Source organism: Vibrio caribbeanicus ATCC BAA-2122 (assembly GCF_000165125.1).
GTDB classification, from domain to species: domain Bacteria; phylum Pseudomonadota; class Gammaproteobacteria; order Enterobacterales; family Vibrionaceae; genus Vibrio; species Vibrio caribbeanicus.
On the sequence record NZ_AEIU01000111.1, the window covers coordinates 36,125 to 59,077 of the forward strand.

Here is a 22,953-nt window from a genome sequence, read left to right on the forward strand (position 1 = left end):
TCTAGGAGGGGTTAGATATGTTTATGGAAAAATACTATCGAGCAACATTAAAACAAATTAATAAAGTGACCCTGATCGAAGTAGTCTGCACTGTTTTAATCCTCATCATTCTCGCCGCTCTTATGTACCCAAATTATCAAAGTTATATTCTTAAAGCACATCGAATGTCGGTGATGAGTGATTTGACTCAACTGCAATTGGAGCTAGAGCAGCATCATCAAAATAGCTATCTAGCGATATCAAACACTCTTATCGGAGCTGATGGCATTTGCCATCTATGTAAAACTGAACCGGAGAGATTTGCGCTATCGATTTTGGTAAAGGAATACGGCTATTCCATTGTTGCTCAGGCAAAAGGCGAACAACTCAACGACCACTGCTCGGGAGAGTCTTATCAGTATTTAAGCCTTAATCATCGGGGAGAGACTTTTCCAGAGCATTGCTGGTAGAAAAAAGCCTGCAAATTGCAGGCTTTAGAAATGAATTAGCTAGTCAGATCATCAAAGAATTTTTTGACACCATTAAAAAAGCCTTCAGACTTCGGTTTATGCTTTGTTGCCGCATCACCACCGCAAGATTCCTCAAACTCTTTTAGTAACTCTTTTTGACGAGCACTTAGCTTAACTGGGGTTTCCACAACAAGTTTGACAATAAGATCACCAACGCCACCACCGCGTACGCCTTTAACCCCTTTGCCACGCATGCGGAACATACGACCAGTTTGGGTTTCTGTAGGCACTTTCAAATTGACACGTCCATCAAGTGTTGGAACTTCTACTTCGCCACCCAATGCTGCCATCGCAAAGCTAACAGGAACCTCACAGTATAGGTTATTACCATCACGCTCGAAGATATGATGCTCTTTCACATGTACCTGAACATATAGGTCACCTGCTGGCGCGCCCATTTCTCCAGCTTCACCCTCACCAGATAGGCGAATACGGTCACCCGTATCAACTCCTGCTGGGATTTTTACGCTCAAGGTTTTAGTCTTCTGCTTGCGTCCTTGTCCATGACATACATTACATGGATCTTTGATTATCTTGCCTTGACCGTGACAGGTTGGACAGGTTTGCTGAACCGCAAAGAAACCTTGGCGCATTTGAACTTGGCCGTGACCATGACACGTTCCACACGTCTCCGCACTGGTGCCTTTTTTCGCACCGCTCCCATCACATGTATCACAATGAACCAAAGTTGGAACTTCGATTTCTTTCGATACGCCGCGAACGGCTTCTTCTAGCGTCAGTTCCATGTTGTAACGAAGGTCGGCACCTCGTTGAACACGTTGGCCGCCACCACCACGTCGGCCACCACCAAAAATATCACCGAATACATCACCAAAAATGTCACCGAAATCAGCACCGCCGCCACCAAAGCCGCCGCCGCCCATGCCACCTTGCTCAAATGCTGCGTGGCCATATTGGTCATAAGCTGCCTTCTTTTGAGGGTCGAGTAGAATTTCGTACGCTTCTTTTACTTCTTTAAATTGCTCTGCAGCGCTGTCATCACCCTGATTTCTATCTGGGTGGTATTTCATTGCTAGGCGTTTATACGCCTTTTTAATATCGCGCTCTGATGCATCTCGGCTTACGCCAAGTACTTCATAAAAATCACGTTTAGACATGTTTTTCGTCACCAATGTAGTACTGCAAATGACCGCCAACTTGGGCGTCATTTATGGTTTATATCATCCTAGATAAACACTCAAGTCTTGAGAATATTTATCTAGACTGACAGTCTAAATGACAAACATACGGGCGTGTGAGTCTCCTCAAACGCCCGCATAATCGGTTGTTTAATCAGTATCGAGACTTATTTTTTCTCGTCTTGAACTTCTTCAAACTCTGCATCAACAACATCATCTTGCTGTTTAGCTTGCTCGCCACCTTCAGCGCCCTGCTGAGCTTGAGCTTGTTGCTGAGCGATTTCCATTAGCTTTTGAGACGCTGCCATTAGAGCTTGAACTTTCGCATCAATGGCTTCTTTATCTTCGCCCTTACGCGCTTCTTCTAGTTCAGTAATCGCTGCTTCGATTTTCTCTTTTTCGTCTGCTGGAAGTGCATCACCTGCTTCTTCAACTTGCTTACGAGTACCGTGAATCATTTGGTCAGCTTGGTTACGTGCTGCTGCAAGCTCTTCGAACTTTTTGTCCGCTTCTTTGTTTGCTTCAGCTTCTTGAACCATTTTCTCGATTTCATCGTCGCTTAGACCGCCTGAAGCTTGGATTGTAATCTTCTGCTCTTTACCAGTCTGCTTATCTTTTGCAGATACGTGCAAGATACCATCCGCGTCAAGGTCAAACGTGACTTCGATTTGAGGCATACCACGAGGTGCAGCTTGAATGCCCTCAAGGTTGAATTGACCAAGAGATTTGTTATGCATCGCTTGCTTACGCTCACCTTGCAACACATGGATAGTTACCGCATTCTGGTTGTCTTCAGCAGTAGAGAATACTTGATTCGCTTTAGTTGGAATCGTCGTATTTTTCTCAACCAACTTAGTCATAACGCCGCCCATTGTCTCGATACCGAGAGATAGAGGGGTTACGTCAAGAAGAAGAACATCCTTCACGTCACCAGCAAGAACACCACCTTGAACAGCAGCACCCATTGCAACAGCTTCATCTGGGTTCACATCTTTACGAGCTTCTTTACCGAAGAACTCAGCAACTTTAGACTGAACCATTGGCATACGAGTCTGACCACCAACAAGAATAACATCAGTGATGTCACCAACTGACAAGTCAGCATCCGCAAGAGCAACTTTTAACGGCTCTAGAGAGCGTTGAACAAGATCTTCAACCAAAGATTCTAGTTTCGCACGAGTAACCTTAACATTCATGTGCTTAGGACCTGTTGCATCCGCTGTCACATAAGGTAGGTTAACGTCTGTTTGAGAAGTAGAAGAAAGCTCAATCTTCGCTTTTTCTGCAGCTTCTTTAACACGTTGCATTGCTAGAGGATCGTTCTTAAGATCGATGCCTTGCTCTTTCTTAAATTCATCAACCAAGTAGTTGATCAAACGAGTATCAAAGTCTTCACCACCAAGGTGAGTATCACCGTTAGTCGCTAGAACTTCAAAGGTCTTCTCGCCTTCGACTTCATCAATCTCAATGATTGAGATATCGAATGTACCACCACCAAGGTCGTAAACTGCGATAGTGCGGTCGCCGCCTTTCTTATCTAAACCATAAGCCAGAGCTGCTGCTGTTGGTTCGTTGATGATACGTTTTACTTCAAGACCTGCGATACGACCCGCATCTTTTGTTGCTTGACGCTGAGCATCGTTGAAGTAAGCAGGAACCGTGATTACTGCGCCAGTTACTTCCTCACCTAGGAAGTCTTCTGCCGTTTTCTTCATCTTTTTCAAGATTTCAGCAGAAACCTGAGGAGCTGCCATTTGCTGGCCTTGCGCTTCAACCCAAGCATCGCCATTGTCTGCTTTTACAATTTTGTAAGGCATGATTTCAATATCACGCTGTACTTCTTCGTCTTCAAAACGACGGCCAATCAGACGTTTGATTGCAAATAGGGTGTTGGTTGGGTTTGTAACCGCTTGACGTTTCGCTGGTTGACCAACTAATGTCTCACCATCTGTATATGCAATTACTGATGCTGTAGTACGCTCGCCCTCGGCGTTTTCAATAACGCGTGGCTTATCGCCGTCTAATACAGCAACACATGAGTTAGTAGTACCTAAGTCAATACCAATGATTTTACCCATCAGGCTATCTCCGAATAAATTTCTATTTTCGTTTTGCTATAACCCCTATATGGGGGTGGAGAATAGGGTTTCAACCCTAGCTCACAAACAAAAATAATGATGTTTGTTTGTCTATGCACCATAGATAAGGGCTGGAAATAGGTTTTCAAGGGCTAACATAAAAAAAATGATAATTTTTTCAGTATTTTTATCGGTAGGAATTTATGGCGGTCGTTGCAAGGGAAATTAAGAAAGTCTCCTAATATCAGATTACTACAATAAAATATTTCTCTCGTTAAAATAAAAAACGAGGCAAATCGCCTCGTTTTATTGAATTAATGATGCATTAAGCTTTCGCTGTCTCAGCATTCGGCGAATCCGCTTCTTTGCCGATTTCACCTTCACTTTTTGCAACGATAGTATTCACAGCCGTATCGCCAACAACGTTAGAAGACGTACAGAACATATCATTGATACGGTCTACAGCAGCGATAATCGCCAAGCCTTCTGGTGGCAAGCCCAATTGGTGAAGAAGAACACCAACCATAACCACACCGCCACCTGGAACACCACCAGCACCGATAGAAAGAAGCAAGATAGTCAAACCAAGCGTAAAGATATCTGCTGTATTAATTGGCTGGCCGAAAGCATTAGCAACGAAAATAGTGGCAAGCGCGATGTATATCGATACTCCAGACATGTTCATCGTCGCACCTAATGGAACACCGAAACCGGCAACTGACTTAGAAACGTGAAGTTTCTCTGTCAGAGTACGCATCGTCACTGGAATTGTCGCATTAGAGCTTGCTGTCGACAGTGAGAAGAGAATTTGCTCACGGATTGCTCTCAAGAACACTTTTGGTGATGTGCCCGTTGCAATACCGACTGCCGTTGGATAGAAAACAAATATCCAGAAGACCAACATTGAGACAACCAAAGCAACATAACCAGCAACCGACATAAGCGTGTTGGCATCAAGAGTTGCACCCAATTGAATCATAAGAGCAAATACACCATAAGGTGCCAAACTCATAACCAAGCCAACAAGCTTCATCATGATTTCATTGGCCATCTTGAAGGTGCGAATCGCTGGACCACCGCGCGAATCCAATGCTTGGATTGCTAACCCCGTCAGAATTGCCATGAAGATGATCTGTAGCATATCACCACTTGCAAAAGCTTGTACTGGGTTACTTGGAACGATATTCACTACCAAAGAGAATATGTCAGGCGTTTCAGTTGTCGTCAGTTTAATGGTTTCAGATACCGTGCCTGCTAGATGCGCATCTGAGCCAGGTTGGAAAATAACACCAACGGTCAGAGCGGCAGAAATAGCAATAATGGTATTAAAGATGTAAAGAGCAAAAGTTTTACCACCAAGGCGTCCAAAGGAACCTATGTCCTTTAAGTCGACGATACCACAGACGATAGACACGTATACCAAAGGTACAACGAGAAGTTTGATTAAAGATACAAACATGCCTCCGGCACCCTCGGCGGCACCGAGAAGGTAAGTATCAAATAGGGCTATGTCACTAAATAAGTACTGGATCGCGGTCCCAATCAGTAGACCAGCAAACAAGCCTACAAATATCTTGCTTGAAAGCGATTTATCCATCATTCATCTCCAGAATGTTGTGTTTTTAATTTATGTTTATATAGTCAATTGCGCTCATTTTTTCGGCGCAGGTCGCACATAATACACACAAAGGTTGCGAAATAAAGAGTTTGTTTACGATATTGTTAATAGGGTATCAATAGAGATATCTTTTAGCTCATAAAACAAACAAAAAATAATTCACTGAAGCAATAATGGATTTCTGTTGATAAAAAAAGAGAGGCCGAAGCCTCTCTTTGCTAACTTAATCGGTGGGTTATTTTGCAACCATAACCATTGCAGGGCGGATAACACGGCCATTGAGCTCGTATCCTTTTTGCATCACAAACATTACCGTGTTGGGTTCGTGATCAGGACTTTCCTGAATCGACATTGCTTGGTGCATCTCAGGGTTAAATGTTTCACCCTCAGGGTTGATTTCTTTAAGGCCAAACTTAGATACGGTATCGACAAAAGTTTTATGCGTTAATTCCACACCTTCCAACAAAGGTTTAGTGGCTTCATTATCAGTATCTGCAGCTTGAATCGCGCGTTCTAGGTTATCAATAACAGGTAGCAGCTCTTCTGCAAACTTATTCAACGCGTATTTACGCGCCTTATCGATCTCGCCTTCTGTACGACGACGCATATTTTCAACTTCTGCCTTAGCACGCAGTACTGAGTCCTGTTGCTCTTGTACCTTTGCTTCACTAGTCAATAACGCCGCTTCTAACTGGGCAACTTTACCCTCTTGCTCATCGAGTTCGGTTTCTTCGTTCCATTCGATATCAGCATCAGTACCTACAACTTCTGCCTCTTGTTCAGCCTGCTGCTGTAGTTCTTCTTCTTTGATTTTGTTTTCTTCAGTGCTCATGATATCTCCAGAGTCTCTCCATCCTTCCTCAATACCTCACGTTTATGGCATTAGGATACACAAAAATTCGCAAAATTAGTTAACTTGCCATTATTATGGGGATGAAGATTGTCGATTCAAGCCTAACGGGTATGGAAAAACTATGAAAAAACCTTTTGAAGTGATCGCCATCGTTGGAAAACCACGAGATCAGAAAGCCATAACAACCCATAAAGAGCTATATCATTGGCTAAAAAGTGAAGGTTATGATGTTTATCTTGACGACCGTTTGGCAGACATTTGCGACGATATTCCGCAAGACGCCTTTGCTAGCCTCATTGAGCTTGGCAAAATTGCCGATCTAGCCATTGTGGTTGGAGGAGATGGGAATATGCTCGGTGCTGCTCGGGTATTATCACGTTTTAAAATATCCGTTATCGGGGTGAATCGAGGAAATTTAGGCTTTTTAACCGACTTGGATCCGGAAAACTTTAAACAACCGCTAATGTCTGTGCTTAAAGGTGAATACATCGAAGAAGAACGTTTTCTACTTGAAGCCGAAGTTCATCGACATGGACAAGTTAAAAGCCAAAATGCCGCCCTAAACGAGACGGTGCTCCACCCTGGACAAGTTGCTCATATGATCGAATTTGAGGTCTATATTGATGAGAGCTTTGCCTTTTCGTTACGAGCTGATGGTTTAATTGTTTCGACACCAACAGGCTCCACGGCTTATTCACTCTCGGGAGGCGGTCCAATCTTATCACCAAGCCTGAATGCGATTTCGTTAGTCCCCATGTTTCCACATACATTGTCGAGCCGACCTCTGGTTGTCGACAGCAAAAGACGCATTAAGCTAGTCGTTTCTCCAGACAATCGTGGAACTCAAGAGGTCAGCTGCGATGGTCAAGTCTCTTTACCTGTCTCTCCGGGAGATGAGGTTCATATTTATCAAAGCCCAAATACGCTCCACCTTATCCACCCTAAAGATTACAACTACTACCACGTTCTGCGTAATAAACTTGGCTGGTCTAGTCGTCTGTTTTAAAAAAAGGCCTGATGGTTACCCATCAGACCTTACTATCCAAAACTCAAAAGTTTGAGATGATTATTTTATCACGCCACAAACAATTCTTGCGCCGCCACCACCGAGTCTCGCCGGGTGATCAGAGTGGTTATCACCACCAGCGTGAATCATCAGCGCTCGGTTGGTCACATCTGAACTTTTTGTCCTTGGCTTAGAAAGCTCAACCCTTGGTGCTAAGACTGGCTGAGTCGCAGTACCACTGGCATCAACATACAATGCAGGCAAGTCTCCTAGGTGATTGTCGTCAGACCATGGCGTTCCATGTTGATCTGTGCCTTTTGGATCATAGTGACCGCCGGCCGCACCACCAAGGATGGTCTTAGCATTTTTTACAACACTGTCACAAGATGCATTCTCGTGAAGATGAAAGCCATGAACCCCTGCGGGTAGACCTTTTAAATCAGGTGTGAAGACTGCTCCGTACTCACTTTTCGTAATGGTAACAGTACCAACAACTTGGTTAGATCCCAAATCCACCATTTCAACGGTTACTGGTTTTGCAAACGCTCCAACAGAAAAAAGAATCGCTAGTGTGAGAATCTGTTTTTTTATCATAGGATGATATTCACCTTTCGTTATCTATAGGTAACTGTGTCCCTACCTCTTTGCCAATTATTGACGTTATCATCCTGTATTGGCTGGCACTGTAACTCAAATCTATGAAAAACCCCTAACACTATTTTTCATTTTTGTTTGTTATCTTTTTTTCAAGAAGAACACTGTTTTTTATAACTCGTTGTTGTCACGTCTGAAAAACTGCTTTTCGCTACAAATAACGTCACCATGTAAAGAAAACCAAGTGCTTATTTTTTAGCCAACCCATCGACATTTTAAACCGATAACGTCGCGTTTTGGGTGGTAAGTCCTGCTGTTCGTTACCCGAATCACCCTGAGGTGTAAGATTCAAAGAAAATGGCTTGCCTGTATGCAAAACAACATAATTTTGGTCTGGAAGTCTAAATCAAACACCAAATCACCGTGTGTTTAAAAAAAGGCCTGATGGTTACCCATCAGACCTTACTATCCAAAACTCAAAAGTTTGAGATGATTATTTGATCACGCCACAAACAATTCTTGCGCCGCCACCACCGAGTTTCGCTGGGTGATCAGAGTGGTTATCACCACCAGCGTGAATCATTAGTGCTCGGTTCGCTACGTCAGAAAGTTTAACTCTAGGCGCTAAAACTGGCTGCTGCGCAACACCACTGGCATCAACATACAACGCAGGTAAATCACCTAGGTGGTTATCATCAGACCATGGCGTTCCGTGTTGACCTGTACCTTGTGGGTCGTAGTGGCCACCAGCTGCACCGCCGAGAACGGTCTTACCGTTTTTTACCGCGCTGTCACAAGATGCATTTTCATGAATGTGAAAGCCATGAACCCCTGCAGGTAAACCTTTTAGATTCGGCGTGAAGACCGTGCCATATTCGCTTTGCGTAATGGTAACATCACCAACCACTTGGTTTGAGCCCAAATCAACCATTTCAACGGTCACTGGTTTTGCAAATGCGCCGACAGAAAAAAGAGCGGCCAGTGTGAGAATCTGTGTTTTTATCATAGGATGGTATCCACTTATAGTTAACGATATGTAACTGTGTCCCTACCCCACTGCCAATTATTGACAATGCTATTCCTTAGTCTAGAAGACTATACCCTAAATCCAACCACAACCCTTATCATAATTTTCAATTAATCAGAAAGATGTTCCCTATCAAAGAGAATACTGTTAATAAAAGTCGTTCACTGAGTTAACAAAAAAAATCATTTTTTTGTTAAGCACCACTTTACTGTATAAAGAAACAGTATATACTGTCTTCATATACAGTATTGTTAATTTAAACAGGTGTTAAAATGCTGGCTCATCTAAGCGTTAATAATTTTGCGATTGTAAAGTCCTTGCAACTCGACCTTTCCAAAGGAATGACCACCATTACCGGAGAAACTGGTGCTGGTAAGTCTATTGCTATCGATGCGCTCGGGTTGTGTTTAGGTGGCCGAGCTGAAGCAAGTATGGTTCGGCAAGGCGAAGAGAAAACCGAAGTCAGTGCCGCTTTTTCTCTGGATAACAATATCAATGCAACACGCTGGCTTGAAGACAATGACTTGCTTGAAGGTACTGACTGTATTTTGCGCCGAATTATCAGTAAAGAGGGCCGCTCCCGTGCCTTTATCAATGGTAGTCCTGTTCCTCTTTCACAACTGAAAGCACTTGGTCAACTATTGATCAACATTCATGGCCAACACGCTCACCACCAGTTAATGAGGAGCGATCACCAAATGGCCATGCTCGATCAATACGCAGGCCACCATAATCTGCTTAAGCGCACCAGAAACACTTACCAAAACTGGCGCCAGGCGGACAACCATTTAAAGCAACTTCAAGAAAACAGCGCTGCCAATCTTGCGCAAAAGCAACTTCTTGAATACCAGATAAAAGAGCTGAATGAACTCTCTCTTGGTGAGGAAGAATATGAGCAACTCGAACAAGAACACAAACGATTGTCCAACAGCGGAGAACTTGCCTCCTCTTGCCAACAAGCCATCGAACTTATTTACGAAGGTGAAGAAGTTAATGCGCTTGGTATTCTCCAATCGGCCAGTCAGTCCCTAACACAACTGGCTGAAATGGACAGTAAACTTGTCGAGCTACCGAATATGCTTGCTGAGGCAATGATCCAATTAGAAGAAGCCAACAGTGAATTGCGCGGCTATCTCGATAATATTGATGTCGACCCTGAGCGTATGATGTTTGTTGAAGAACGTTTTTCGAAAGTGATGTCCATGGCTCGCAAACATCATGTACTGCCCTGTGAGCTCTACCAGCATCATCAAGAGTTACTCGAGCAAATTACTGCCTTAGATTGTTCGGATGAAAAGCTCGAAGAACTTAAGCAACAGGTTGAGGAGCACTATCAAGGTTTCCTGACCTCTGCTGAAAAACTGCATAAATCACGCTGTCGCTATGCCAAAGAACTCAACAAGCTAATCACTGAGAGTATGCATGAGTTAAGCATGGAAAAAGCTCAGTTCTGCATCGAGGTCGATAAAGCCTCTTCTCACCCTTCTCCGCTGGGTATTGATACGGTTTGTTTTGTCGTCTCAACCAACCCAGGTCAACCAATGCAGCCCATTGCTAAGGTCGCCTCTGGAGGAGAGCTCTCTCGTATCTCACTCGCGATTCAAGTGATTACCGCGCAAAAAGTCGATACCCCAAGCCTGATCTTCGATGAAGTGGATGTTGGGATCAGTGGCCCAACTGCCGCCGTTGTAGGTAAGATGCTGCGCAAACTTGGCGAGTCCACTCAAGTAATGTGCGTTACTCATTTACCTCAAGTCGCAGGCTGTGGTCACCAGCAACTCTTTGTGGCGAAACAGACCAAAGGTGGGAAAACAGAAACCCAAATGCACCGCTTAGATAATGAACAGCGAGTTGGAGAGCTGGCAAGGCTTCTTGGTGGCAGTGAAATCACGGCATCCACTTTGGCGAACGCTAAAGAGTTGTTGGTTGCAGCCTAAACGAAAGACCATCAATGAGCACTTTTTGCTGCTCTTTTGCCACAAGTTTGCAACTAAACTCAAAATTCATGGTCTGAATTAACTCAAAATGCTCTGAGTTTTTTACTTTAGTGCCAAGCTTGTTTATTATCGCGCGAGGTTTAACGTTATCTGTTACAAGAACTTTACTATGCAATTAAAAAAGTGGCTTATCGCTGTACCACTCGCTCTTGGCATGCTTACAGGCTGCTCAACATTAGAAAAATTGGTTTATCGTATTGATATCAATCAAGGTAACTACATTGAACAAGGTGAAGTCGATAAGTTAAAATTTGGTATGACGAAAGAGCAAGTCCGTTATGTTATGGGCTCGCCAATGCTGGTTGAAAATGGCTATCCTGATGTTTGGTATTACATCTACCATCACACGGATGGGCATGATGACCCAATACAGAAAAATCTTATCGCCAACTTTAACGACAAAGGACAATTGGTCGATATCACAGGGGATTTCCCACCGAGTAAAGACTTTTTCAAAAGCATCAACTAGTCCATAAAAATCGATAATTTATTAAAAAATTGGGTTGACCCTAAGCCAACCCAATTTGAAAATTCTTGATTCACCCATTCACTCTCATGACTTACGCACAGGACTCATTTTTCCACCCGTAACCGGATCAGCGGAGCCTTCTGCTTTGGCTTGCTCTGCACGCTTGCGCCGGATGTCTTTTGGATCCGCTAGAAGTGGGCGATAGATTTCGATGCGGTCGCGGTTTTCAACGGTTGCGTCTAACTTTACGTTGCGGCTAAACACACCGACCTTGTTGCGACTTAAATCAATCTCTGGATACAGGGTTAAGATACCGGATTGCTGAATGATCTCCTCCACCGTCATTTCACTGCTGACGACCAAGTTAAACACTCTTTGTTCTTGTGGAAGCGCATAAACCACTTCCACGTGAATCATTTCAGGCTCAGAACTCATAAGCTGGATAGACTTGCTTTGCACGACTACTGAACGCGTTCACCATATTACTGGTCAACTCGTTAAACACTTTACCAAAGGCAAGCTCAATCATCTTACTGGAGAATTCAAATTCCAGCTTAAGTTCAACTTTACATGCTTTGTCATCAAGGGGAGTAAAAGACCACGCGCCTTTAAGCGATTTGAAGGGACCGTCGACGAGATTCATGATGATGGACTCACCATCTTTTAACTCGTTGGACGTAGTAAAGGTTTTGCTGATACCAGCCTTGGCAACATCAACCGATGCAACCATTGCACCAGTGCTTGATTCAATCACGCGCGAACCGGAACAGCCCGGCAAGAACTCGGGGTAGCTAGCCACATCATTAACCAGATTGAACATCTGCTCTGCACTGAATGACACGAGAGCAGAACGACTCACTTGCTTCATACTGATACCTCTTTACCAATACCCATGTTTAGCGGGTATGCCCCCTATTTTACTTTTATTTTTCATAAGTGCAAATAAAGAGAGTTGCTAACCGAGTTTGTCACCGTATAATACGCCATTATGGCTAAGAAAAAATCAAAACAAAAAGCGGGTAGCAATACCATCGCTCTCAACAAAAAGGCTCGCCACGAATATTTTATCGATGATGAAATTGAAGCTGGAATGGAGCTACAAGGCTGGGAAGTAAAGTCACTTCGTCAGGGGAAAGCGAATATCGCAGAAAGTTATGTCTTTATGCGTGACGGTGAAGCTTTTGTCAGTGGAATGACGATCACTCCTTTAAATCAAGCATCTACTCATGTTGTTGCTAACCCAACACGCGTGCGCAAACTGCTTTTGAGTCGCCGCGAGTTAGACAACTTACTCGGACGCATTAATCGTGAAGGGATGACGCTCGCTGCTCTATCTCTGTATTGGTCACGTTCATGGGTCAAAATGAAAATCGGTGTTGCTAAGGGTAAGAAGCTGCACGACAAACGTACTGATCTTAAAGAAAAAGATTGGGCACGAGAAAAAGCGCGTGTGATGAAGAGCTCACTGCGTTAATAATAACCACTTAAACGCACAACGCTAGACAGGGTTCACTTTTCTGGTAATATGCGAAGAACACTTTGGGGCTGATTTAGGATTCGACAGGAATTTTGCAGTCTGAGGTGCATGCCGTGGGGCGGTTGGCCACGTAAAAAGCCGCAAAAAAATAGTCGCAAACGACGAAACTTACGCACTAGCAGCTTAATAACCTGCTAAGAGCTCTCTCGCCCTAGCTTCCGCACGTAAGACGGGGAATAACGAGAGATCAAACCCAAACGCGCTAGCCCGGATTCTCCCGCCTGAGAGATGAACGGCGAAGTTTAATTCAGGATAGTCACTTACTGGCGTGTCGGTTCGCAGGTACTTGGTGAATTTAAAGATCGACTAAGCATGTAGTACCAATGATGAATGATTTTTGGACGCGGGTTCAACTCCCGCCAGCTCCACCAAATCAATGAATTAAGACGTCCTAGGGCGTCTTTTTTTATGCCATCAACAACGAAAAATCAATAACTTAGTGTGTTTTAACGTCTAATAGCATTCTAGTGCATCTTTGCATTAAAGGTACACTAATGGGTACACTGCTCTAAAGAGCTCAATATGGTGTACCTATTATGGCAAAAACAACCACTCGTTTATCCGACAAAGAGATCAAATCTGCAAAGCCAAGCGACAAAGAATACAACCTTTTCGATGGTGACGGGCTGCGTCTCAGAGTGAAGCCTAACGGCTCTAAACTATGGATAATGAATTACTGTCGCCCCGTTTCTCGCAAACGAGCCAACCTGAGTCTTGGTAAATACCCAGATTTATCTCTATCCAATGCACGAAAAGCTGCATTAGAGGCCAAGGAGTTACTTGCACAGGGTATTGACCCACAAGAAGAACGTAAGCGCCAGCAGAAAGAACATCAAGCTGTCCACCAGCATACTTTTATCAACGTGGCTAAAGAGTGGTTCGACATAAAAAAAGATGACGTTACACCCGATTATGCCGTTGATATTTGGCGCTCGCTTGAACGGCATATCTTCCCTAGCCTATCCAAAATACCAGTTAAAGACATTACCGCTCCACAAGTGATTGAACTTCTGAGGCCTATCGAAGCGAAAGGCAGCCTAGAAACAGTTAAGCGATTATCTCAGAGGCTTAATGAGATCATGAACTTTGCAACCAACTGCGGGTTTATTCAGGCAAACCCTCTGACTGGTATACGAGCCGCGTTCAAAAAGCCTAAGAAAGAAAATATGGCCGCGCTTAAGCCAGCTGAATTACCCGAACTTATGAGAGCCATTGCTAATGCAAACATTAAGCGCACAACGAGGTGCCTTCTAGAGTTTCAGCTTCACACAATGACACGTCCAAGTGAGGCCTCTGGTGCGAAGTGGGAAGAAATTGATTGGGATGAAAAGATATGGACCATCCCAGCAGAGCGAATGAAAAAACGCAGAGAACACCGAATTCCGCTTACAGAGCAAACGCTGGAGCTGTTAGCTGTAATGGAGCCGATAAGCGGCCATCGCGAATTTATATTTCCTTCAGATCGCGATCCAAAAAAGCCGTGTAATAGCCAAACTGCAAATATGGCACTCAAGCGCATGGGGTTTGCAGGAAGGCTTGTTAGTCATGGCATGCGCTCTCTAGCGAGTACAACGCTCAATGAGCAAGGTTTTGAAGCTGATTTAATTGAGGCTGCGCTTGCTCACGTTGATGATAACCAGGTTCGCAGCGCCTATAACCGTACTGATTATTTAAAAAGACGCATTTCCATGATGAGCTGGTGGAGTGAGCATATTGAAGAAGCAAGTAAAGGAAACCTCTCTATTTCAGGTACACTAGGGTTAAAGGCTGTGCTTTAGTAGAAATAAGCCACCAGCGATGTTGGTGGCGGTGCTTTACTCTTTTTTGTGTCTCATTTTTCTGTGTCTAATCTCAAAGAGATTTGGAGTATTTTCATATCAGTTTGCCTACTAATTTAGGTATTTTCGGATTACTTTGCTCAAAGAACCATCGTCATATGGGAGTTCATTAAATTGACTTTTTCAGCTCATCAAATAAGTCTAAATATCTAATTTCAAGGTAATCTAAGCTGTCTACGCCAAAGTTAATACAATTAGGCCCTTGACCATGTGGCTTAGAGTATAAAAAGACGAATACTCGCTTATCTTTTGACTCTGAAATTTTAGTCAGTCTCTTAGTCACAAGGTTATTAACCGGATAGAATAGTTACTTAGATGAAGTTCTTGTAGAATCTTAGCCTCTTAAATTCTACGAAAACCTTAATATTTCTTGAATAACATGAGAACTATATTTATCACACAACCTATTTATGTAAGATGGCTCTACCGACTTCACGAATGATAAGTAACCAGATAAGTATGACTTTTCCTCTATACTTAAATTCTTCCAGTTGTAAACTTGACCTCTAATGAATCTTTTTTTATCTCTACCGATAGATAATTTTTTATCAACAGTTATTACAACACCTGTAACGCTCATTCTATTTTTTTTAGATGAATGCCTGGTTTTTTTATTATTAATCGTTAACTTAGGGTAATCTAATTTTTTTATTATACTGGAAACTTCTTTCTGAATTATTTTAAGGATATTCTTATTAGTAGTTGAAAAAAACATATCATCAGCATATCTTGTATACTTAACACCATAAGAATCTGATAACCTGCTTATTTTCTCATCAAGATTATAACAAATTGAATTAGAGAGTGAAGGTGAAGTTACAGATCCAATAGTAATGGTATTTTTTCGACAAATAATATCAATCATTAGATTGAAGTCGCCCTCATTAAAAATAGGGAATACTTTAGACACATATTCATTACAGTACTTTTCAATATCAGAACGCGTAATAGATTCGAAAAAGTCTTTTAGATCAATTCTTAATAGATATTTACTGTTTCTGTGAATATTAGCATGTTCTTTTAATCCTCTACCTTTTCGATATGCATAACATGCATCATGAACTGGTAATTTATCTAAAACTCCATCATATACTACCTTTTGTAGAGCACGTATTGCCATCGAAGGTTGGTATATTAGCCTCTCGCTTCCATCTTTTTTGGGTATGGTGAACCTAGCATATAAGGTACTAGCTTTGTTAGCTATATCCAAAACTTGATCTTTTTCAATAAGAGTGTTCTTACTAATTAGTTCTAATAACATTAGCTAGTTACCTTACTAATTGCTTCTTTAAACTCATCAATATATAAAAGCTTAGATAAACAGGTAAGTCTTAGACGTCGGCTGACACTTAACAAGTTTGTAGTTGTTTCATTTCTGTACAGTCGCTCATAATTAATACAGGTGTATAATTTCGTTTTTCTGAAATCAAAAGACTCTATTATTTTTAGTGCGACACAAAGAGATATAATGAACTTTACTTCAGATTCATTTCCTTTGATTTTGAATGATTGCCTGCATATGTCATATATGTTTTTTTCATCAATTGGACCGATGCTTGTAATGATTATTATTACAACAAATAGAAGTTCTTTTCGAGAGAAGTTTTTATCGCCAAATTTATCATCATTATCCTTCTTTAGTGACTTAAACCCATTACTTAGGTTACTCATCATTAAAGGCATAGTGGTTAAAATGGTATCAAAGTCAGCATATATTGTGGGCTTATAGAGAGAGTCATTGTTTATCCAGCTAATGGGACCAGTATTTATAAAAGACAGATCATCTTCAAAATTTTTATCGAGAATAGGTAAAAGTTTTGAACGTAATCGGCTACTTATAGAGAAAGCTCCAAGCTCTGCTACAGTTCCATATGACTCAACCAGTATGATAACGGCGTCAGAAAAGTCAGCTAACCATTCCTCGAGTCTTAGAGCATTTATAGAACCATCTTTGTTTTGAGATTGGTTGGATGAAATAATTTCCCATGCGTTTTCAGCTCGAAAGGTCATTAGATCTGGTGCATGTTTGTCTAGATAGGACTCTATGATTCCTCGATTATCACAATACTTTGGGTCACCACCACAAATGAATAGGATTCTTGGCAGCTTTGCTCCTCCGAAGAGTGAGCGTTTATAGTCACTTGGGTATCTACCTTGGTGTGATTTGAATCGCTCGATGAGTACTTTTTTTGCAGAATGGAATTTTGGATGGTCAAACCAAGTAGACTGACGGATTTTTAGCGACATAGTTAACGCCAACATTTGAATAAGCAAAAGAAATTAGCCCTTACTCAACCAGTTTGAAGGCTAAAATATGTGAAGTTGCGAAGCAACTGAGCATATTTTAGAATTTGAACTGACTTCGAAAAATTCAAATTTTCGAAGTGAGGAGATCACTGAGAAAATTTGAACTTTTCGAAGTTCAAAATACCTCAGGAGTGCTACAGAAAGGCAGTACGCCTTTCTTGAAAGTAAGAGTTTACTTTCATAACTAAGGGCTTGGATGCATATTATCAACCTTATGAGCTTTGTCAACATCATTGCTATTCTGCAAAGCAAATAACCTCTTGCCATTCATCACAAAAAGCTTACATTAGTTACAGGATCTAGGCATTTGATCATTCAGTTCATCTTTAGTTGCACATTTAGAGCAACATATAAAATTTAGAACCGTATCCTCAAAATTACTTCAATAGAGATCTTAAATTATCTGATAAGTTCATATTTGTTGTTGAACTAGCTAAGTCTTCTAGCTCTGTAACTTGTCTAGTCTTGTATACCAACGCATTTATGAGAAATGATTCAGGACACACCAAAAGAACAATTAGGGTATAAATATAGGATTAGAGTTTTTGCGCTGAACAATAATGGAGCATTTCGGTATCACACACCGCCTTAGTACACCTCTGGCCAAAAGCGTTATAGCCACATCTATAAATTAAAAATTTATCAATAACTTTAGGTGTCACAAATCTCAAATTCTTCGAGCTAGCGCATTCAAAAACTAACGCTAGCTTGAAGCGAAAAAAGTAACAACCTAAACCGTTAATTAATCACACGTCTCGGGAGAGCGAACATAGGTCCTACTTGAGTATTTCAAAGCCACTTCCCTGTCTACCGAGCATTCTATATAGTCATTATCTCTTATTTCTTCTCTAAGTGAAGAGTCAAAGTAGTGTCCTATTGCAGCAAAGATCAATGCTCCAAGTAACATTAACCTGAGTGTTAGCTTTGGTAGTTGCACATTTAAAAATATATTGAGCAGAGCCATAGGTATGCAAGGTAGAAAGAAACCAAGCAACACAAATGAAGATGTATTATTAAAATATCCCGATACCTTAATTATGGGCTCAATACCTACGCTTTTTACTAAGTTGCTGAAATCATAAACACCAAAAGCACACCAGAGCGTTATGGCAATAAAAAATAACAAAGCCAAAATTTTCTTGAGTAGATCTTTCATATTAATCAATTAAATCTTCCACCACTTTTTTCATTGGTTCGGTAAACTCATATTTATTATCTAAGTCGGAAATATACCCACCAATCTTAAATGCAGAATAAGCAAACAAGCCCAAACCAACAGCGGCAGGCAAGGAGAAACCAAAGAGTAACACTACTGCTGCTCGGGATGCCAGAAGCAATCCTTGAGCGGCAACACCCGCAACAACACCTTTAGTCACATCAGAGGAAAGCTGCCCTACCACTTCACCTAGCGTTTTTTCATCATGCAGCATGTAGTCGACCGCGTTAACCGCACCACTAAACACAATCTCTATATAAATGTTCCCTTTCAAGAAGCTAACATTGCCTTTAACTGTATTCAGGGCGTGACCAATTTTAAGCATTTGAGGTGTAGCTTCTTGCCAACGTATACCTAAATCTAAATATCGAGGCTTGTAGTTCTTAATCTCGATATTCATTACACCATTGATATTCACTGCCTTAGCAGTCACTCCCCATCCTCCAAGATCTTTGGCGACTTCATAAGCGCCTTTTAGACCCATACCAATGCCGGTGTAATCTTTGCCTGAAGACAGCTCTCCATGTGTATCTTTAATAAGCAGATCTAAATATTCATTTGCTTCTTCAATAGTCAATATTGCGATACTTATATTCTCTTGTTGAGACGTATCCCATTGGTATTGCTTAGCTAATCTACTTAATTCTTCATTCGACTCTTTCTCTGTTAGGCCATAAGTAAGATCATAAGCTCTTTGATCTATTGCTAATTTTCCTTTATCCGAGACATGAGCTTGCTCGATTTTACGTTGAGCCAGAACGCGCTTTCTATTTTCAGCCCAGCGTTTTTCGTCAGACGCATTGTAAGTCAATTCTGCCCTGCGCTCTTTTTGGTGGCGGGCCGCTCTCTCTTTTGTGGTTTCTTGCCTTGCACCCGGGACTACGGGCAGTGATTCGTAACGCATGAAATTCCGCTCAATACAAAATAAGATATTATACCAACATTTTCAGTTAGTTATCATATATTATGAAGTACTTTGAAGCTTTAAATGGGCAAATAGTTAATTTGACTACTCAAACGCTCGAAGTAACATCAGACGATTCAGAAATAAAGCCTGATGCTATAAGAAGAATCAGAACCATACTTGAAGCGAAAATCTACATGTCAGATCCGAACACATTCTCACCTAATGAGTATTTGGGAACGCTTATCGGAAAAGTGAGAAGTAGAAAAGATAATCAAGATGATATCTTTTATATTGACGATGAGACTTTCGAGGACATCGAAGATTTAAATGAATATACGGGTGCATATCACCACGCTGATGGTGTAAAAACTGTTAGCACCCCTATTGATATGACAGAGCTAAGAACCAATGTTCAAAAAGCATTAGAATGTGTCACTAGAATGTAAAACCACGGTAAGGTAAGGATTAGAAACTAGCTTTGTGGAGTTTAATCCTTATTTTTAGAAATCTATACCTTTACCTCTTTTATAAATTTCCCGAACCAATCTCTTTACCACTAACGTCATACTTTACATATGAAACCGTAGTTGACTGGGGAGGGTAAATACTCATACTGTCACGTACAACATATTTCGCAATCAATTCTCCACATGAATTTTTTTCATCGTAGCTATAAATATCAGTATCGCGCCCTTTACGCTGTTCACTTTTACTACTCGTTCTCACGAGTTCGTGCTCTTGAGGTATACCTAGTTTTTCTTTATACATAACCCACTCCAATAAAAAGCATAACAACTTTATCGACGGAATTTTTCCGTACTTACCTTCAACCCATGTTGCACTAATCATTATGAAACTCAATCAGTATTAACCACAGGTGCGACCCTCTACAAAGAAAAGCCGGCATAAGCGAAAGAAACCTACACCAGCTCATTTAATAACGGTCAGTTAAATGCCTTTTTTCCTAGCATCAGCTAACATTCTTTGAAAAAGAGCTGCATCATCCTCACTAATTGCTGGGGCTGGCTCTGCTAATTTTTTGAGTATCTCAGCTTGCTTGTAATCAGGCACATAACCATAGCTGTAAAAACTAGTCTGCATACTCTCATGCCCTAAATTTTGGCTCCATGCTTTGAACTCTTCAGGCGTTTGGCAAAGCCTTTCACCTAATCGCACCAACGTATTTCGGAAACTATGAGGGTTAAAGTAAGGCAAACCCGCAGCTTCAAAAGCCTTTGCAAAAGATTTGCGGATTGGGCTCGCATTGCTCCAGTGCTCTTCAAGTAAACCAATAGCCTCAAACTGCTGATTGCGGTTGTGTGCCAACTTAGTCTTGGGAAACAATGGTGAGCTTTGCGTAAAACCAAGCTCTTGAACCAAATAATCAATCCATTCGCTAAAAATCTTTAATGGCAATTCTCCGACAGGAAAAAAGTATGTTGTGAATGTTTTACTGAACTTTGTATTAACATCTCTTGCGTCCTGATAAAAGCTCTGTTCAACAAGGTCAATGTGCTTTATCTTTGCCGAGGCGACCGCCCCGTCTCTTGCTCCTGTTAAGATAACGAATGCCATTAAAGCTCTATCACGCATTTCAATAGGCGTCGAGTAAGGCATGAGTTCCAAGGTTCGGTTGATCTGTTCTATCGTGGCTACGTTTCTCCTGCGCTTTGCGTTGGCGATACGCGTGTCTTTTTCTGATAAGTTAAAATATTCAATATCACTGTAGTTAATTTTTGCTCTGTATCCTTTTTGCGTAACCAAATATTGGAAGAACATTTTTAAGTGGCGAATGGCTGTCAACACAGTTGCCTTGCTTAATACTTCACCTGTTACAATAGACTTTTTGCTGAGAAGGTGTTTTTTGAACCCAATTGCATGTTTCGCCCTAAACTTCTTAAAATCTATATAACCCGTATATTCCTCAAAGCGATTAACTGACTTCAAAGTACCATCAATAGTTAAGTCATCTAAGCGCTTGGCCTCCTTTAGATACTTGGTAAACTCATAGATAATTCGTGCATTATTGGTACTGTTACTTTTCATCACTAAAAACTCCATTGAAAGGACAATTTAAGAGGTTTTGCCCTCTTAGGATTAAGTGTTTTTCCGCTATCGGTAATTTACCCTCGAGTTCAAGCCAAATATCATTCACTTTGCGCCAAGAAACATACTTATTCATTCGACATCCACACTCATCACACAAGCCCGTCATGTGGGCCATCCCTGCGGCTTTAGCGATAAAATTCACTGATTCAACATTTGGTTTCACTGCTTGTTTACACCGAAAACAGCACATCTCGTGCTCTTTACATTCAAACATCACTGCTTTGCGTTTTTGTTTGAGGTAAACCTTCAAGTCTGCACCATTTATCAGAAGTGGCCGTTTATCATCCACGACTGGTAAACCAACACGAAGCCAATTACGCACGGTTTTAGGGTGAACGCCGAGCGCTTCACTAACATCAATAACGGTGTAATTACGATTACTCTTTATACAATTAGGTGAATTACGTTTAGTCATTATCAACCGCCTTAGATGCTGAGACACAAGCATCGAGCCATTTTTCAATATCGGCTTTTAACCATCCAACTGCTCGTTGCCCTAGTGAAATAGATCGGGGGAAAGTTCCTTTAGACATTCGCAAATAGATGGTGCTGCGAGATAGACCAGTCATATCAATAACTTCAGGTAATCGAATAACTTTGTACGACATAAAAAAACCTCTTGGTCTCTTAAAAGATACCTTGAGATTAGTTCTGGATAGGATGAAGAAAACGCAATTGAGAATTTAACATACTCAATTGCGTTTTCTGTATGACTTAAAGGACTCTATATATGGATTAGTTAATGTTCAATATCAGACACTTCACGGAGGATAGAGCGAATAGTATTTTCAGAAAGCTTGTGGCCTGCATTCTCCAATATCAATTGAATAGCAACAGCGACACCTCTATCTGAGGCGTTTATTTTGAGTTCTTTAAGAAGCCCGCTGATAAGGTAGAGGTAAGAATTACGCTGTTTAGTTGACAAGGGTTGATCGGCCTTCTCGCATTCCATATCGCCAATAAAGCGAGTAATTTCCTCTGTTTTGATGACATATTCATGGGGACCTGAAAATTTGGTGGCTGTTTTATAGTTTCGAAGGTCATAAACAGAAAGGTTTTGTACGCTATCAATGATCCGCTCTCTCTCCTCTTGGATATCCTTACCAACCCTCATAAATAGATCTATCTCACTAAAACTCCTTAGTTCATCAACAGTCCAACCATAATATGCCGCCATAGGGCTAAGTAAATGCCGAATCTCTGCTGTCTTTTCTGCTTCTGAGAGTAAAGACCTTTGCAGTAATACGCCTACTTCTTCGTCACGGATGAGGTATATGTTGCCACTTAACCCAGGAGAATTATCTAGCATCACAGGGTCACCATGTTGATTACGTAATTGGGAAATCACGCTAGGCATAGCTCCTATCATCAGAGTATCCCAAACCCCATCAATATGATGTAAACATTGGTCATGAACAAATTGTTTATCTTGACTATGCTCAATCAAAAAATCGCCTAATCCAGATGATGGCACATCAGTAAATTCAGTAGTTAGCTTTTTAGTTTCTGTTTCTTCCCTTTTGATAAATTTTCCTTTAAGAGCTGGCTCTTGGGCTATTAACCGGATAGAGAGAGTAAGAAGACCATCTAAAATCAAACCATAGATGTCTTGCAAAGAGACCGATTCTTCTAGAGCTTTGGCGAGGTAATCTTGAGTTTCCTGGAGGGATAGATACTTCCTGCATGAGAGCAGCTTGTTCATTAAATATATCCTTTTCAATTGAACAAGCTGTCATTATAAAATGTTAC

The 22,953-nt window shown here is 41.4% G+C and carries 24 protein-coding genes and 1 other RNA gene; 8 read left to right on the top strand and 17 right to left on the bottom strand.

The features are described from left to right. The first annotated feature begins 17 nt into the window (after positions 1-17). On the top strand, positions 18-449 hold the full coding sequence (locus RH40_RS18545) for a type IV pilin protein (protein ID WP_009603232.1): 432 nt from the start codon (positions 18-20) through the stop codon (positions 447-449). A 35-nt stretch (positions 450-484) separates the two neighbouring features. Here RH40_RS18545 and dnaJ read toward each other — a convergent pair whose 3' ends face one another. The 4 genes from dnaJ to grpE all read right to left on the bottom strand — a co-directional run bounded on the left by dnaJ (position 485) and on the right by grpE (position 6,176). Next, a complete protein-coding gene (dnaJ, locus tag RH40_RS18550; RefSeq protein ID WP_009603233.1) occupies positions 485-1,627 on the bottom strand; it encodes a molecular chaperone DnaJ in 1,143 nt (380 codons plus the stop codon). A gap of 188 nt (positions 1,628-1,815) precedes the next feature. Next, a complete protein-coding gene (gene dnaK / locus RH40_RS18555; RefSeq protein WP_009603234.1) occupies positions 1,816-3,726 on the bottom strand; it encodes a molecular chaperone DnaK in 1,911 nt (636 codons plus the stop codon). A 325-nt stretch (positions 3,727-4,051) separates the two neighbouring features. Beyond that, a complete protein-coding gene (locus RH40_RS18560; RefSeq protein WP_009603235.1) occupies positions 4,052-5,323 on the bottom strand; it encodes a dicarboxylate/amino acid:cation symporter in 1,272 nt (423 codons plus the stop codon). Positions 5,324-5,579: 256 nt separating this feature from the next. Further along, complete coding sequence (gene grpE / locus RH40_RS18565; protein WP_009603236.1) at positions 5,580-6,176, bottom strand: nucleotide exchange factor GrpE; 597 nt, start codon at positions 6,174-6,176, stop codon at positions 5,580-5,582. A 142-nt stretch (positions 6,177-6,318) separates the two neighbouring features. Between grpE and nadK the strand changes: the two genes are divergently transcribed. After that, positions 6,319-7,203, top strand: coding sequence for an NAD(+) kinase (nadK, locus tag RH40_RS18570; protein ID WP_009603237.1), 885 nt, complete (start codon positions 6,319-6,321; stop codon positions 7,201-7,203). 60 nt (positions 7,204-7,263) lie between these two features. Here the strand turns inward: nadK and RH40_RS18575 are convergent, their stop codons facing one another. Both RH40_RS18575 and sodC read right to left on the bottom strand, forming a co-directional pair. Next, the gene (locus tag RH40_RS18575) at positions 7,264-7,797 is read right to left on the bottom strand and encodes a superoxide dismutase family protein (RefSeq protein WP_009603238.1); all 534 of its coding nucleotides are present in this window, start codon (positions 7,795-7,797) and stop codon (positions 7,264-7,266) included. A 493-nt stretch (positions 7,798-8,290) separates the two neighbouring features. After that, entirely contained in the window at positions 8,291-8,803 is a 513-nt protein-coding gene (sodC, locus tag RH40_RS18580) for a superoxide dismutase family protein (protein WP_009603239.1), read from the bottom strand. A gap of 293 nt (positions 8,804-9,096) precedes the next feature. Between sodC and recN the strand changes: the two genes are divergently transcribed. Beyond that, complete coding sequence (gene recN, locus RH40_RS18585; RefSeq protein ID WP_009603240.1) at positions 9,097-10,761, top strand: DNA repair protein RecN; 1,665 nt, start codon at positions 9,097-9,099, stop codon at positions 10,759-10,761. 169 nt (positions 10,762-10,930) lie between these two features. After that, positions 10,931-11,290, top strand: coding sequence for an outer membrane protein assembly factor BamE (gene bamE / locus RH40_RS18595; protein WP_009603241.1), 360 nt, complete (start codon positions 10,931-10,933; stop codon positions 11,288-11,290). 84 nt (positions 11,291-11,374) lie between these two features. Here bamE and RH40_RS18600 read toward each other — a convergent pair whose 3' ends face one another. Beyond that, entirely contained in the window at positions 11,375-11,725 is a 351-nt protein-coding gene (locus RH40_RS18600; RefSeq protein ID WP_009603243.1) for an RnfH family protein, read from the bottom strand. Continuing rightward, on the bottom strand, positions 11,715-12,158 hold the full coding sequence (locus RH40_RS18605) for an SRPBCC family protein (RefSeq protein ID WP_009603244.1): 444 nt from the start codon (positions 12,156-12,158) through the stop codon (positions 11,715-11,717). Before RH40_RS18605 ends, RH40_RS18600 begins: the two co-directional genes overlap by 11 nt. A gap of 120 nt (positions 12,159-12,278) precedes the next feature. Here RH40_RS18605 and smpB point away from each other — a divergent pair, with 120 nt between their 5' ends. From smpB to RH40_RS18615, 3 genes are all read left to right on the top strand, one after another. Next, positions 12,279-12,764 carry an SsrA-binding protein SmpB gene (gene smpB, locus RH40_RS18610; RefSeq protein ID WP_009603245.1) on the top strand — a complete coding sequence of 162 codons (486 nt, stop codon included), beginning with the start codon at positions 12,279-12,281 and terminating at the stop codon, positions 12,762-12,764. 67 nt (positions 12,765-12,831) lie between these two features. Beyond that, positions 12,832-13,198, top strand: a transfer-messenger RNA (tmRNA) gene (gene ssrA, locus RH40_RS20480). 165 nt (positions 13,199-13,363) lie between these two features. Next, complete coding sequence (locus RH40_RS18615; protein ID WP_009603246.1) at positions 13,364-14,605, top strand: integrase domain-containing protein; 1,242 nt, start codon at positions 13,364-13,366, stop codon at positions 14,603-14,605. A 409-nt stretch (positions 14,606-15,014) separates the two neighbouring features. On the opposite strand, the gene RH40_RS18620 is transcribed toward RH40_RS18615, so the two are convergent. The 4 genes from RH40_RS18620 to RH40_RS18635 form a co-directional block, all read right to left on the bottom strand. Beyond that, complete coding sequence (locus RH40_RS18620; RefSeq protein WP_009603247.1) at positions 15,015-15,926, bottom strand: retron St85 family RNA-directed DNA polymerase; 912 nt, start codon at positions 15,924-15,926, stop codon at positions 15,015-15,017. Then, the gene (locus tag RH40_RS18625) at positions 15,926-16,912 is read right to left on the bottom strand and encodes a retron St85 family effector protein (RefSeq protein ID WP_009603248.1); all 987 of its coding nucleotides are present in this window, start codon (positions 16,910-16,912) and stop codon (positions 15,926-15,928) included. The genes RH40_RS18620 and RH40_RS18625 overlap by 1 nt, the downstream gene beginning before the upstream one ends. Positions 16,913-17,714: 802 nt before the next feature. After that, complete coding sequence (locus RH40_RS18630) at positions 17,715-18,128, bottom strand: DUF1240 domain-containing protein (protein WP_039955003.1); 414 nt, start codon at positions 18,126-18,128, stop codon at positions 17,715-17,717. A 1-nt stretch (position 18,129) separates the two neighbouring features. Next, complete coding sequence (locus RH40_RS18635) at positions 18,130-19,092, bottom strand: hypothetical protein (RefSeq protein ID WP_009603250.1); 963 nt, start codon at positions 19,090-19,092, stop codon at positions 18,130-18,132. Positions 19,093-19,154: 62 nt separating this feature from the next. Here RH40_RS18635 and RH40_RS18640 point away from each other — a divergent pair, with 62 nt between their 5' ends. Next, entirely contained in the window at positions 19,155-19,541 is a 387-nt protein-coding gene (locus RH40_RS18640) for a hypothetical protein (RefSeq protein WP_009603251.1), read from the top strand. A 79-nt stretch (positions 19,542-19,620) separates the two neighbouring features. On the opposite strand, the gene RH40_RS18645 is transcribed toward RH40_RS18640, so the two are convergent. The 5 genes from RH40_RS18645 to RH40_RS18665 form a co-directional block, all read right to left on the bottom strand. Next, positions 19,621-19,944: a hypothetical protein gene (locus tag RH40_RS18645; RefSeq protein WP_009603252.1), complete on the bottom strand. Its 324-nt coding sequence runs from the start codon at positions 19,942-19,944 to the stop codon at positions 19,621-19,623. Positions 19,945-20,043: 99 nt separating this feature from the next. Further along, positions 20,044-21,141, bottom strand: coding sequence for a tyrosine-type recombinase/integrase (locus tag RH40_RS18650; protein ID WP_009603253.1), 1,098 nt, complete (start codon positions 21,139-21,141; stop codon positions 20,044-20,046). Beyond that, a complete protein-coding gene (locus tag RH40_RS18655) occupies positions 21,131-21,619 on the bottom strand; it encodes a helix-turn-helix domain-containing protein (protein ID WP_009603254.1) in 489 nt (162 codons plus the stop codon). Before RH40_RS18655 ends, RH40_RS18650 begins: the two co-directional genes overlap by 11 nt. Continuing rightward, the gene (locus RH40_RS18660) at positions 21,612-21,812 is read right to left on the bottom strand and encodes a helix-turn-helix transcriptional regulator (RefSeq protein WP_009603255.1); all 201 of its coding nucleotides are present in this window, start codon (positions 21,810-21,812) and stop codon (positions 21,612-21,614) included. The genes RH40_RS18655 and RH40_RS18660 overlap by 8 nt, the downstream gene beginning before the upstream one ends. Positions 21,813-21,943: 131 nt before the next feature. Further along, entirely contained in the window at positions 21,944-22,906 is a 963-nt protein-coding gene (locus RH40_RS18665; RefSeq protein ID WP_009603256.1) for a hypothetical protein, read from the bottom strand. Between the last annotated feature and the right edge of the window lie 47 nt (positions 22,907-22,953).